At 64.3% G+C, this 13,194-nt stretch carries 13 protein-coding genes; 10 read left to right on the forward strand and 3 right to left on the reverse strand.

The features are described 5' to 3' along the window. Position 1: 1 nt before the first annotated feature. Entirely contained in the window at positions 2 to 424 is a 423-nt protein-coding gene (locus ACNJX9_RS37445) for a GFA family protein (protein WP_271599113.1), read from the reverse strand. Between the two features lie 101 nt (positions 425 to 525). Beyond that, on the reverse strand, positions 526 to 1,314 hold the full coding sequence (gene mddA, locus ACNJX9_RS37450; RefSeq protein WP_057746130.1) for a methanethiol S-methyltransferase: 789 nt from the start codon (positions 1,312 to 1,314) through the stop codon (positions 526 to 528). Between the two features lie 134 nt (positions 1,315 to 1,448). On the opposite strand from mddA, the gene ACNJX9_RS37455 reads away from it, so the two are divergent. From ACNJX9_RS37455 to ACNJX9_RS37485, 7 genes are all read left to right on the forward strand, one after another. Continuing rightward, positions 1,449 to 2,999, forward strand: a complete 1,551-nt coding sequence (locus ACNJX9_RS37455) for a winged helix-turn-helix domain-containing tetratricopeptide repeat protein (protein ID WP_439407114.1) — start codon at positions 1,449 to 1,451, stop codon at positions 2,997 to 2,999. 202 nt (positions 3,000 to 3,201) lie between these two features. Continuing rightward, positions 3,202 to 4,752 carry an ABC transporter substrate-binding protein gene (locus tag ACNJX9_RS37460; RefSeq protein WP_439407115.1) on the forward strand — a complete coding sequence of 517 codons (1,551 nt, stop codon included), beginning with the start codon at positions 3,202 to 3,204 and terminating at the stop codon, positions 4,750 to 4,752. 193 nt (positions 4,753 to 4,945) lie between these two features. Further along, a complete protein-coding gene (locus ACNJX9_RS37465; protein ID WP_439407117.1) occupies positions 4,946 to 5,917 on the forward strand; it encodes an ABC transporter permease in 972 nt (323 codons plus the stop codon). After that, entirely contained in the window at positions 5,914 to 6,753 is an 840-nt protein-coding gene (locus ACNJX9_RS37470; RefSeq protein WP_057746120.1) for an ABC transporter permease, read from the forward strand. The genes ACNJX9_RS37465 and ACNJX9_RS37470 overlap by 4 nt, the downstream gene beginning before the upstream one ends. Positions 6,754 to 6,755: 2 nt before the next feature. Next, the gene (locus ACNJX9_RS37475; RefSeq protein WP_439410204.1) at positions 6,756 to 8,375 is read left to right on the forward strand and encodes an ABC transporter ATP-binding protein; all 1,620 of its coding nucleotides are present in this window, start codon (positions 6,756 to 6,758) and stop codon (positions 8,373 to 8,375) included. Between the two features lie 166 nt (positions 8,376 to 8,541). Continuing rightward, complete coding sequence (locus ACNJX9_RS37480; RefSeq protein WP_167353974.1) at positions 8,542 to 8,706, forward strand: hypothetical protein; 165 nt, start codon at positions 8,542 to 8,544, stop codon at positions 8,704 to 8,706. After that, positions 8,703 to 8,912 carry a hypothetical protein gene (locus tag ACNJX9_RS37485; RefSeq protein WP_057746117.1) on the forward strand — a complete coding sequence of 70 codons (210 nt, stop codon included), beginning with the start codon at positions 8,703 to 8,705 and terminating at the stop codon, positions 8,910 to 8,912. The genes ACNJX9_RS37480 and ACNJX9_RS37485 overlap by 4 nt, the downstream gene beginning before the upstream one ends. 20 nt (positions 8,913 to 8,932) lie before the next feature. On the opposite strand, the gene ACNJX9_RS37490 is transcribed toward ACNJX9_RS37485, so the two are convergent. After that, the gene (locus ACNJX9_RS37490) at positions 8,933 to 9,220 is read right to left on the reverse strand and encodes a hypothetical protein (protein ID WP_439407118.1); all 288 of its coding nucleotides are present in this window, start codon (positions 9,218 to 9,220) and stop codon (positions 8,933 to 8,935) included. A 232-nt stretch (positions 9,221 to 9,452) separates the two neighbouring features. On the opposite strand from ACNJX9_RS37490, the gene ACNJX9_RS37495 reads away from it, so the two are divergent. The 3 genes from ACNJX9_RS37495 to ACNJX9_RS37505 all read left to right on the forward strand — a co-directional run bounded on the left by ACNJX9_RS37495 (position 9,453) and on the right by ACNJX9_RS37505 (position 13,032). Beyond that, the gene (locus ACNJX9_RS37495; protein ID WP_057746824.1) at positions 9,453 to 9,773 is read left to right on the forward strand and encodes a hypothetical protein; all 321 of its coding nucleotides are present in this window, start codon (positions 9,453 to 9,455) and stop codon (positions 9,771 to 9,773) included. Between the two features lie 224 nt (positions 9,774 to 9,997). Beyond that, positions 9,998 to 10,723 carry an outer membrane protein gene (locus tag ACNJX9_RS37500; RefSeq protein WP_439407119.1) on the forward strand — a complete coding sequence of 242 codons (726 nt, stop codon included), beginning with the start codon at positions 9,998 to 10,000 and terminating at the stop codon, positions 10,721 to 10,723. A gap of 167 nt (positions 10,724 to 10,890) precedes the next feature. Next, entirely contained in the window at positions 10,891 to 13,032 is a 2,142-nt protein-coding gene (locus tag ACNJX9_RS37505) for a methyl-accepting chemotaxis protein (RefSeq protein WP_057746114.1), read from the forward strand. Positions 13,033 to 13,194: the final 162 nt, after the last annotated feature.

The raw sequence follows: 13,194 nt of genomic DNA on the forward strand, positions 1-13,194 counted from the left end.
CCTACTCCTGCATCATCTCGCCGCTGCCGCCGAACTCGGCGGGAAAATCCTTCAGCTTGGGCAGGCCGTCGCGCATCGGCAGCACCGTCTCGGAATAGTTGACGTGGACTCCGGGCGCAAAGGCGAGCGTCGGGACAGTTGCCGTGAACACGTCGATCAAATCGAGCGGCGGGTGATTGGTCATCAGATGCCCGCCGCACTTCCTGCAATATTTGCGCTGGCTGAGCGGGGTCTTGGCGAAGGTCTCGACATTCTGTGCGCCTTCGGTGATGCGCACGGCTTCGGGCTTCCACAGGCTGAAGGCGTTCACCGGCCCGCCCGACCAGGAGCGGCAGGAGCGGCAATGGCAATAGCCCATCGCGGCCGGCTCGCCCGTGACCTCGATGGTGACCGCGCCGCAGAAGCAGTGTCCGACATGTTTCATCCTGGTTCTCCTGAGATGGATTGGGATAGAAATTCTTGGCTTACAAATGAACCGCTGCCACGCATCCTCCGTTCGGCGGACACGTGGCAGAGGACGCCCGGCTAAACCGACCGGCGCCAGGGAATAAGCATCGACACCCGTTGTTTGTACTGCCGGTATTCGTCACCGAAAAGGTCGACGAGATCGTGCTCCTCCAGCGCGATGCCGACCAAGATGTAGGCCGTGGTCACGGCTGCGAACAGCAGATGGCCAGCAGTCATGGTCGGTGCCGCCCAGAAGGCGATGATGAAGCCGAGATAGATCGGATGACGGACGAATTTGTAGAACAGCGGCGTCTTGAATCGCGGCGGCTCCGCGTCCTTGCCGACGAGATGATTGGTCACCTGATGCAGTCCGAACAATTCGAAATGATTGATGACGAAGGTCGAGGCGAACACCAGCGCCCAGCCCGCGAAGGACAGCGTGACCAGCGTCACGGCAAGATCGGGGCTTGCGACGTCCCATACGACCGACGGCAACGGACGCCACAGCCAGAACAGCAGGAGCAATGACAGGCTCGCGAGCAGCACATAGGTCGAGCGCTCGACCGGCTTGGGGACGAATTGCGTCCACCACGCTTTGAAGCGCTGGCGCGCCATCACGCTGTGTTGAACGGCGAATAGCATCATCAACAGGAGATTGATGATCACTGCTTCGGCGGTCGGCGTATCGGTACCGGTGTCGATGGTCTTCGGCACCACCAGCCCCATCACAAAGCCGATGGCATAGAGAATGGTGACGAAAAACACGAGATACGCCGCAATTCCGTAAAGAAAGGCGATGAACTTCAAAATGCGTGAGCCCGCAATCTCCGGGCCGATGGAATGAACCTGATGATCGAGTTGGGTCATAGAAAGCTCCGTTGTGCCGAGGCATCGGCACTGTTTGGTCTCTGCACCATGCCGGACCGGACTGCGGAAGACTTTCGCGGACGGTTGATTTTCGCCTGAGACGACTTTGATTTTTGCTTGAGACGACCAAAAACGTGCGATTTCTATTTGAAAACAACGTGCTCGACGGCGACCTGCGCGAACTGACCTGCGCCGGGACGACCGTGCCCTTGCAGCCGCAGGTGTTTGACCTCTTGCTTTACCTCGTTGCGGAGCGCGCCCGCGTCGTCAGCAAGGATGACCTAATCAGCCAGATCTGGAGCGACCGCATCGTCTCGGATTCGGCGCTGAACAGCCGGATCAACGCCGCACGCAAGGCGATCGGCGACGACGGCGGGACGCAGCGGCTGATCAAGACGATTCCGCGGAAGGGCTTTCGTTTCGTCGGCGATGTCCGGGAAGAAGTGGTAACCCGGCCCATACCGGCCGAGGCAGGGCCAGTTTCCCCGCGCGTCGCGACCGACCGTCCGGGCATCGCCGTCCTCGCCTTCGAGAACATGAGCGGCGATCCCGCCCAGGACTATTTCGGCGACGGCATCAGCGAGGACATCCTCACCGCGCTGTCGAAGCAGCGCTGGTTCATCGTGATCGCCCGCAACTCGTCTTTCACCTACAAGGGGCGTGCGGTCCACATCAAGCAGATCGCCGAGGAGCTCGGCGTCCGTTACATCGTCGAGGGCAGCGTGCGCAAAGTGGACAACCGCGTGCGTATCACCGCGCAGCTCAACGACGCCGGCAGCGGCGGTCATCTCTGGGCCGAGCGCTACGACCGCGAGCTGGTCGACGTGTTCGCCGTGCAGGACGAGATCACCGAGCGGATCGTCGCGGCGATCGAGCCGCAGATCCACGCCGCGGAGAATTTTCGCACGCAGCGCAAGCCGCCAGCGAGCCTGGATGCCTGGGACCTCCTGATGCAGGCGCTCTCGCACTACTGGCGGATCACGCCGCAGGACCACGCCGCGGCGCAGAAGCTGCTCGAGCGCGCGCTTGCTATCGATCCTGATTACGGCCAGGCGCTGGCGCTGCTGGCGGCAAGCCACATGTTCGGCGTGCATCTCGGCTGGGCGGAGCTTGCCGCGACGGCGCCGATCGCGGAGAACGCCGCGCTCGCGGCGATGCGCTGCGACCATGAGAATGCCTGGGCCCATGCCGCGCTCGGCAGCGTCTGCTTCTCGACCCGCCGGCTCGCGGACGCGCTGTCCGAGTTCGAGCAGGCGCTCGCGCTCAATCCCAACTTCTCGCTCGCGCAAGGCTACTACGCGCTTGCGCTGTCCTATGCAGGGCGATCCTCCGACTCGTTCGAGGCGGCGCAGAAGGCGATCAGGCTCTCACCGCGCGATCCATCGCTGGCGATCTATTACGGCATTGCCGGCTATGCGCGCTTCACCGAGCGGCGCTATGACGAGGCCATTGCACTGGCGCGCGAGGCGATCCGCCACCGTGGCGAACTTACCGGCGCCTATCGCGTGCTCGCGGTCTCCGCGGGCATGACCGGCGACAGCGCGCTGGCGGACATGGCGCTGGGCGAGCTCCGCCGCACCCAGCCCAATATCTCACTGGAGTGGATCGCGACGCAGCTGCCCTGGACCAACGATGCCGACCGCCAGCACTATCTGGAAGGATTTCGGCGCGCGGGACTGAGGTGACCAAGGCAAGGCTCCCGACGCGAATATCAGGACGCGCTGTACATTTTTTGTGCTGACACTGTCGAGACTTTCATCTTGCGGCGGGGAACGGGACCGTGGGAGCCTCGCGCCCGGATGGGGACTTGGGAAGGGCCGGCCGTCGCTTAGTGCGCGAAGATGTCGCGAAGCGTTTGCGGCCGGTCGCGCTTGAGAAAGATACGACATGTCGAAACGAGTGTTGCTTGGTCTCCTCCTGGCCTGTGGCCTCACGGCCTCGGCGCTGGCTCAGGAGCCGAAGGCGGGCGGCGTGATCAATGCCGTGATCCAGCCGGAGCCGCCCGGCCTGATGCTGGCGATGGTTCAGAACGGTCCGGTCCAGATGGTGTCGGGCAACATTTTCGAGGGCCTGTTGCGCTACAGCCCCAAGCTCGAACCGCTGCCGGAACTCGCCGAAAGCTGGAACGTCAGCGAAGACGCCAAGACCTATACGTTCAAGCTCCGGAAGGGCGTCACCTGGCACGACGGCAAGCCCTTCACCTCCGCCGACGTGCTGTTCTCGATCGAGATGCTGAAGCAGACCCACGCACGCGCCCGCGCCAATCTGGTGCAGGTCGACAAGGTCGAGGCGCCCGACGACACCACCGTCGTCTTCACGTTGAAGCAGCCGTTCGGCCCGTTCCTCGGCATCTTCGAGGTCGGCTCGATGCCGATGGTGCCGAAGCATCTCTATGAAGGCACCGACTGGAAGACCAATCCTTACAACAACGCGCCCGTCGGCACCGGCCCCTTCATGTTCAAGGAATGGCAGAAGGGCTCGTTCATTCGCCTGGTCAAGAACCCGAACTATTACGAGAAGGGCAAGCCCTATCTCGACGAGATCTACTGGCAGGTCATTCCCGACGCCGCCGCGCGCTCGGTGGCCTATGAGACCGGCAAGGTCGACGTGCTGCCCGGCGGCTCGGTTGAGAATTTCGACGTGCCGCGGCTGTCCAAGCTGAAGGACACCTGCGTGACCGGTGCCGGCTGGGAGTTCTTCTCGCCGCTGGCCTGGCTGTGGCTGAACAATCGCCAGGGCCCGCTCGCGGACAAGCGGGTGCGGCAGGCGATCATGTATGCGATCGACCGCGACTTCGCCAAGGACGTGATCTGGAACGGGCTCGGCAAGGTCGCGACCGGCCCGTCGGCCTCGACCATCAAGTTCTACACCGACGACGTGCCGAAATACCCCTACGACCCGGCCAAGGCCAAGGCGCTGCTGAAGGAAGCCGGCTACAAGGGCGAGAAGATCCGCCTGCTGCCGCTCGCCTATGGCGAGACCTGGCAGCGCTGGGGCGAAGCGGTGAAGCAGAACCTCCAGGACGTCGGCATCAACATCGAGACCATCGCCACCGATGTCGCCGGCGGCAACCAGAAGATCATGGACTGGGATTTCGATATCGCCTTCACCTATCTCTACCAGTATGGCGATCCCGCGCTCGGGGTGGGGCGCAACTACGTCTCCAGCAACATCGCCAAGGGCCAAGTCTTCAACAACGCCGAGGGCTACGTCAATCCCGAGATCGACAAGCTGTTTGCCGACGGCGCGGTCGCAACGCCTGATAGCAAGCGCAAGGAGATCTACGACAAGGCCCAGAAGATCCTGGCCGAGGACGTGCCGGTGGCCTGGATGCTCGAGCTGCAATTCCCGACCATCACCCGCTGCAAGATCAAGAACCTCATCACCACGGGGATCGGGGTCAATGACGGCTTCAAGGACGCGTGGCTCGACAAGTGAGCTTCTTACCTCTCCCCGCTTGCGGGGAGAGGTCGACGCACTCGCAGAGTGCGGCGGGTGAGGGGTACAGGTCCGCCAGCATTCTCGCGTGCGGAGAGAGGCCCCTCACCCCAACCCTCTCCCCGCAAGAGCGGGGCGAGGGAGCGCACCGCCCCAATGGCTAAAGGTCACGTCACCAAGATGACTTTCTAACATGCTCTCCTTTGTCGCCCAGCGTGTCCTCAAGGGCGTGATCGTCCTGCTTGCGATCGTGGTCCTCAATTTCTTCCTGATCCGGCTGGCCCCCGGTGACCCCGCTGTGGTGATGGCGGGCGAGGCCGGGGCCAGCGACCAGATCTTCGTGCAGCAGCTCCGGGAAAAATTCGGCCTCGACAAGCCGCTGCCCGAGCAGCTCTTCATCTACGTCAAGGGTATCGCGACCCTCGATCTCGGCTTCTCCTTCCGTCAGCAGGCACCTGTCGCGAAGCTGATCGCGGAGAGGCTGCCGGCGACGCTGCTGCTCACGCTCACCGCATTTGCCATCTCGCTGGCCCTCGGCGTTCTGTTCGGCACCTTCGCCGCCCGCTTCGCCGGGACTTTCCTCGACACCGGCATCACCATCTTTGCGCTGATCTTCTACGCCACGCCGATCTTCTGGGTGGCGCTGATGGGCATCCTGCTGTTCTCGGTCACGGTCGATTGGCTGCCGAGTTTCGGCTACGAGACGGTCGGCGCGAACTTGCCCGGCTTTGCTCATGTCATCGACGTCGCAAAGCACCTGATCATGCCGGCGATGACGCTCGGCCTGTTCTTCATGGCGACCTACACCCGGATGACGCGCGCCTCCATGCTGGAGGTGAAGCGGCTCGGTTTCGTCAAGACCGCGCGCGCCAAGGGCCTCTCGGATTCCGTCATTCAGCGCCGCCATGTGCTGCGCAATGCGCTGCTGCCCGTGGTGACGCTCGCCGGTGTGCATGCCGGCACGCTGATCGGCGGCGCCGTCATCACCGAGACCGTGTTCGCCTGGCCCGGCATCGGGCGGCTGATGTACGACGCGCTCCTGCAGCGCGACTACAATCTGCTGCTCGGCGTCTTCGTGACCTGCTCGGTCATGGTGCTGATCTTCAACCTCATCACCGACCTGGTCTATCGGCTGGTCGACCCGCGCATCGAATTCGCATCATGAAGCAGTTCTGGACATCGATGCTGAGAAGTCCGAGCGGCGTCATCGGCCTCATCATCCTCCTGCTTGCGATCTCGATCGCGGTGTTCGGGCCGCTGCTGTTCCCGAACTCGCCCTGGCGCATGGTGCAGCGGCCGTTCCTGCCGCCCTTCACGCTTTCGACCGTGCCGCTCGGCACCGACGCTTTGGGGCGCGACGTATTCGCCGGCATGATCTTTGGTGCGCGAGTCTCGCTGCTGGTCGGCCTCATCTCGACGCTGGCCGCGCTGGTCGTCGGCATTCCCATCGGCGCCATGGCCGGCTATTTCGGCGGCAAGGTCGACGACGCCTTGATGCGCTTCACCGAATTCTTCCAGACCATTCCAAGCTTTGCACTGGCGATCGTGCTGGTCGCGATCCTGCAGCCCTCGATCTATTCGATCGTCGCCTCGATCGCGGTGGTGAGCTGGCCGCCAGTGGCCCGCCTCGTCCGCGGCGAGGTGTTGTCGCTGCGCACGCGCGAATATGTCCAGGCGGCGGTGGTCACGGGGCAGTCGCACAGCTGGATCATCCTGCGCGAGATCCTGCCCAATGCGCTGTCGCCCGTGATCGTGCTGGCCTCGCTGATGGTCGCGACCGCGATCCTGTTGGAATCCTCGCTGTCGTTCCTTGGCTTGGGCGATCCCAATCTGATCTCCTGGGGCTACATGGTCGGCGCCGGCCGCACGGTGATCCGCCAGGCCTGGTGGATCACCGTGTTCCCCGGCGTCGCGATCCTGATCTCGGTGCTCGGGTTGAACCTGATCGGCGAAGGCCTCAATGACGCGCTCAATCCGCGGCTATCGCGGGAGGGACGCTGATGATGACCGCCCCGCCCGCCGTCTCGATCAAGAATCTTAGGATTGCCCTGCCCAAGGGCGCCGAACGTCCCTTCGCGGTCGACGGCGTCTCGCTCGACTTGCGGCCCGGCAAGATCGTCTGCGTGGTCGGCGAATCCGGCTCCGGCAAATCGATGTGCGCACATGCGCTGATGGGACTTCTGCCGAATTCGGTCTCCGTTGTCTCCGGTGAGATCCAGTTCGAAGGCCACGACCTGCTCAAGCTCGACGACGACGGCTGGCGCGATCTGCGCGGCCGCCGCCTCGCGATGATCTTCCAGGAGCCGATGACCGCGCTCAATCCGTTGATGCGGATCGGCGACCAGATGGCGGAGATGTTCGAGGCGCACGGCCTGCTGACGCCCAGGGAGCGACGCGCAAAGGCGTTGTCGCTGGCGCGTGAGGTCGGCCTGCCCGATCCCGAGCGTATCGTGCGGGCTTATCCACACCAGCTCTCCGGCGGCCAGCGCCAGCGCGCCATGATCGCGATGGCGCTCGCGCTCGAGCCGGCCGTGCTGGTCGCGGACGAGCCGACCACTGCGCTCGACGTCACCACGCAGGCGCAGATCCTCAAGCTGATCCGCAACCTCCAGCGCAACCGCAACATGGCGGTGATGTTCATCACCCACGATTTCGGCGTGGTCGCCGATATCGCCGACCAGGTCGTGGTGCTTCGCCATGGCAGGGTCGTCGAGGAAGGCCCGGCTGCGACCGTGTTCAACGATCCGCAGCACGATTACACCAAAGCGCTGCTCGCCGCCGTGCCGTCGATGCACCCGCCGAAACGTGCAGCGCTCGACGATCAGGCCAAGGCCGTCGAGGTGATCGGGCTGGACAAGACTTACGTCACCTCCGGCGGCTGGTTTCGCGAGGACCGCCGCGTCGATGCCGCGCGCGCAGTCAATTTCAATATCCTCAAGGGCGAGACGCTGGGCCTCGTCGGCGAATCCGGCTCGGGCAAATCGTCGGTGGCGCGGCTCGTGATGCGGCTGATCGAGGCCGACCGCGGCACAGTGCGGATCGGAGACACCGATCTCACGCAGCTCTCGGGCAAGGCGCTGCGCGCTGAACGCCATCGCATCCAGATGATCTTTCAGGATCCATTCGCCTCGCTCAATCCGCGGCGCAAGATCGGCAACATCATCGCCGACGGCCCGATCGCGGCCGGCATTGACCCGAAGGTCGGGTTCGACCGCGCCCGCGATCTCCTCAAAATGGTGGGCCTGGACGCCGGTGCGCTCGAGCGCTATCCGCACGAATTCTCCGGCGGCCAGCGCCAGCGCATCGGCATTGCGCGCGCGCTCGCGCTCGAGCCCGAGATCATCGTCGCCGACGAAGCCGTCTCGGCGCTCGACGTCTCGGTGCAGGCGCAGGTGCTCAAGCTGCTCGAAGACCTCAAGGCGCGCCTCGGCCTGTCGATGCTGTTCATCACCCACGACCTGCGCGTCGCAGCGCAAATCTGCGACCGCATCGCGGTGATGCAGCGCGGCGCCATCGTCGAGCTGAAGCCGACGGTGCAGCTGTTCACCTCGCCGGAGCATGCCTACACGCGCGAACTGCTCGCGGCGGTGCCGGGGCAGAAGGAACGCGCGCCAGCCGCGTGAGGCGCGGTTCCGTCCGGTATTCCGGACCGCCTAGGAACGGATCGGTCACGGGTTTTTTATCCCCTGTGACTGCCTGCACGGCTGCAACGACGAAGCCGGCGCCCCACATTCGCATGGAATGATTTCCATCATCTGATGATGGATCTGACATCTATTGGAGACCGATATGGGCCAGATTATTCAGTTTGTCTCGAAGTCCGAGCGCGAGCGTCTTCGCCTCATCCAGGAAGCGCGCGCGATCTACGACAGCATCTTCCCGCCGACCGATCCGGGCAGCGAGCAATCGGGCGGAGCCGATACGCGCCAGAGCGACAGGGGCAATCTCGCATGATCAAGATCGTCGCCGTGCTTTGCAGCCTCGCCTCACCGTCAAATTGCCACGAGCAACTCGTCACCAGCTCCGACTTTGCGCAGGTCTCGGTTCAATCCTGCCTGATGGGCGCGCCGCAGCTTGCCGACTGGATGAACCAGCATCCGGCCGAACGCCTGGCGGCCTGGCGCTGCGTGATCGGTCAGCAGAACGGCCGCGGAATCTAGCGGCGCAGTCGCGCATGATTTCACTTTGGATTGGTATTGCTCCAGGTCGGAACCGCAGTGGTGACGCCGACCGTCGGCCAATTGTATGTTCCTATCGACGGCGCCGTGACCGTGCCGACCGTTTGCCCTGATGAGCCGTAAGAGGGCCTCGGCTGGGCCGCGGTCACGCCCGGACTGCTATAAGTTGGCGCCAGCACGCGCGTGCTGTGGTGGCCGCTGGATCTCTGCTTCTTCGCTTCGGCTGCGAAAGGCGCTGCCGCCAGGCTGGCGGAGACGAACGCCGCAATGGCGAATTTGATGCTTGTCATGGCCGATCCCTTCCTCGTCAGGGCCTGCCCTGCCATCTGTTCATGGTTCGGACGATTTTCCAGAGCAGCACGTTCATAACTCCGTGCGCACACGGACGTGCCGGGACCGGCGCCGCGCGGACCGGCGCCGCCCGGACTGGCGCCGCGCGGACTGGCGCCGCGCGATACTCGCCTTCGGATCGACCCGAATCAGCGCTAGGGCATGGCACTGAGCTTTCCGGAGGCGAGTGACATGACCGGCCCCGAACTGAAGCAACTCCGCAACGACCTCTCAGACGCCATCGAGCGGAAGCTCACCGCAGCCGATATGGCGAAGCTGTGCGCGCTGCCGGAGCAGGGGGGCGCCGACACCATCCGGCGCTGGGAGGTCAGCGGCCCGACGCTGGCCGCGACCAAGGTGCTGCGCGTGCTCGCGATGGCGAGCGAGCGCTATCCGATCCTGGAGAAGTTCGACATCTTCGATCGCCACGACGTGCGCGAGGAAGACCGCCCCGCCAAGCGCGCGGCCTTCCGCGCGCAGATGCGCGACGAGGTGCGGCGGCGTCTTGGTTAACGGAACGCGTGCGCTGGTTACCGCAGGCTGCGCGAATTAAGCCTTCCTTCACCACTTCTTAAGCCGCCATTAAGCACGAAAATCAATTGCAGCCCAATAAGTTAGGTTGGGGGCCGTTGTGCCACGCATGTGACAGCATTTTCCTCAAAAGCGAGCTATCTGCAAAACCAACGCGGCGCGGACTGCGCGCCTGCCGGGGACCTGAAGTGTTGGAGTTCGAGACGATGAAGAAGATTCTGTTTGCAACCGTTGCGCTGCTCGTGGTGGGCGCGTCCGCGCCGGCGATCGGTGCCGACCTCGGCGCCCGCCCCTATTACAGCAAGGCCGCGCCGGCCTATGCCGCGCCGATCTACAACTGGACCGGCTTCTACATCGGTGCGCATGTCGGCGGTGCGTTCTCCAGCGACAATAATTTCAACGGCCTCTCCACCGGCAACAACGGCAACGGCCGTTTCCTCGGCGGCGTGCAGGCCGGTATGGACTGGCAGGTCAACCCGAACTTCGTGGTCGGCGCCGAAGCCCAGTATTCCTGGCTCTCCGGCAGCGTCGGCGCGGTGTTCCCGGGCGGCGTGGCCTACACCAACGATCAGCGTGGCCTCGGCTCGATCACCGGCCGTGTTGGCTACACCTGGGGCCCCGGCCTGGTCTACGTGAAGGGCGGCTACGCCTATTCCGACAACAATGAGAAGGTGACTGTTGGCGGCGTGCCGACCGGCTTCATCATCTCCGGCGATCACAGCAACGGCTATACCGTTGGTGCCGGTCTCGAATACATGTTCGCGCCGAGCTGGTCGGCCAAGGCCGAGTACCAGTATTACAATTTCGGCGATGCGCACTTCACCGCGGGCCCGCTGGTCGGCACCGGCAACTTCACCACCGACGACCATACCTTCAAGGCCGGCCTCAACTACCGCTTCAACTGGGCAAGCCCGGTCGTCGGGCCCTACTGATCGCGCCTGACCGACGCTTCTCGCTATCAAGGGCCGGCATCGCTGCCGGCCCTTTCTTTTTTCGCTCTGCGGAACTGCCAAGCATTTGTGCAACATGCTATTTTTTAACCCGCGCTGACGATACTGCGCAGCGAAAATAAGAGATCATTGCTGTGGGGGAATTTTCGATGGCGATCCGTCCGAGCCTGGGCCGTTTCAAGCCGCGCTTCAAAATGCCGAAATGGGGATTGCGTGGCAGCCTGATTGCGGCCTTCGCCGTGATCGCAGGCATGGGCCTCGTGATCGCAGCCGGCGCCGGCTTCGTGTTCAACCATCTCGGCTCGACCATGATGGATTTGAGCGGCCGCGACATCCCCCGCCTCGCCGCCAGCCTTCAGCTCGCCTCGCAAAGCGCGACGCTCGCAGCACAAGGCCCCGGCCTGCTCGCTTCTCCCAGCGATGACGCGCTGAACGATCGCACCAGGAACGTGAAGGAGATCCAGCAGCAAGCGATGGCCAAGCTCGGCGAGATCATCGAGCTTGGCGCAGACCAGCAGACCGCGAACGCGCTGCGCGACACCGCCAAGAGCATCGACGAGGCCACCCAGAGCCTGGTGTCGGCGGCGCGCGAACGGCTCGACACCGGCGCGCTGCACGACAAGCAATATGAAGCGCTGCGCAAGGCGCAGATCGCGTTCGTCGGCGCCGCCGGCCCCGCGATGCTGGATACACAGACGCGCCTGAACGCGATCCTCGGTTCGGCGGAAGTCTCGGCCGATGACGCCACCGAGGCCGCGCGCACCGTCGCCCAGGTCTCGACCATCTCCGCCAATGGCAATCTGATGGCCGCCGACATGATGGCAGCACTCTCGGCCAACAGCAGTGATACGCTCGAGGCGATCGAGAAGGAATTCAAGACCACCCGCGACCGCGTCAAGTCCAACCTCGAGGACCTCCCGAACATCCCCTCGATGCAGGCCGTGCGCAGCGCCGTGGAGAAGCTGTTCGCCTTCGGCGAAGGCAAGACCGGCGTGTTCAAGATCCGCCAGAAGGAGCTCGACTCCATCGACTACGGCCAGACCATCCTGGACGAGACCCGCAAGCTCAATGTCGGTCTCGGCATCAGCGTGCAGGCGCTCGTCGACGGCGTGCAGAAGGAGACCAATGCGTCGACCTTCCGGGCCCGCCAGGAGATCTCGCTCGCCACGACGGCAATGCTGGCCCTCGGCGGATTGACCCTGATCGGCTCGGCGCTGTTTGTCTGGCTCTATGTCGGCCGCAACATCCTGCGCCGTATCCGTGAGCTTCAGCGCGCCATGCAGCTGCTCTCCGCCGGCGACCTAGACACCGAGATCGTCCGCTCTCGTCAGAATGATGAGATCGGAGCGATGAAGGAGACGCTGACGGTGTTCCGCGACAGCATGATCGAAGCCCGCGCGCTTGCCAGCGAGCAGGACAAGGATCGCCTCGCCAAGGCCGAGCGTGCCGCGCACCTGGAAGCCAAGATCGCGGAGTTCGAGGGCACGGTGCGCACCGCGCTCGACAATCTCGCGCAATCGGCCAATTCGATGCAGGCGACCGCGCAGAGCATGTCGACCACAGCAGACCAGTCCAACGCGCTGGTGAACGCGGTTGCCTCCGCCGCGGAGGAGACCTCGGTCAACGTGCAGACCGTGTCGTCGGGCACCGAGCAGCTGTCTTCGTCGATCGAGGAGATCAGCAAGCAGGTCGTCACCTCGGCTGCGATCGCCAAGAAGGCGGTGGATGAAGCCAGCGCCACCGACGCCACGGTGCAGAGCCTTGCCGACGGCGCAAGCCGCATCAGCGTCGTGGTCGATCTGATCCAGACCATCGCCTCGCAGACCAACCTGCTCGCGCTCAATGCCACCATCGAGGCGGCGCGCGCAGGCGAAGCCGGCCGCGGCTTCGCCGTGGTGGCCTCCGAGGTGAAGAGCCTTGCCAGCCAGACCGCGAAGGCGACGGAGGAGATCCGCACCCAGATCGCCAGCATGCAGCAGGTCACGACTTCGGCCGTCGGCGCCATCCAGGGCATCGGCCGGATCATCGGCGAGATCAACGACGTCACCACGACCATTGCGGCCGCGGTCGAGGAACAGGGTGCCGCGACCCGCGAGATCGCCCGCAACATTCAGCATGCCGCGGGGGGCACCAGCGAGGTCTCCAGCAACATCGTCGGCGTGTCCACGGCTTCGGCCGAGGCCGGCGCTGCGGCCACCGAAGTGCTGAGCGCGTCCGACGCGCTGCGCCGCGAGGCCGACATGCTGCGCGGGGAAATCGACGCGTTCCTCAACAATATGCGGGCGGCGTGATTGTCATTCCGGGGCGCCTCGAAGAGGCGAACCCGGAATCTCGCTCCACAACCTCCAGATCCCGGGTTCGCGCTTTCGCGCGCCCCGGAATGACGTGCCTTCTGGCCTTGCGCACCCGTCCGGGCAACGGAATAGCGCCGCCGGAATGACCGCTATGCGAGC

The sequence above is a fragment of the Bradyrhizobium sp. BLXBL-03 genome (assembly GCF_051853015.1).
Classification (GTDB): domain Bacteria; phylum Pseudomonadota; class Alphaproteobacteria; order Rhizobiales; family Xanthobacteraceae; genus Bradyrhizobium; species Bradyrhizobium manausense.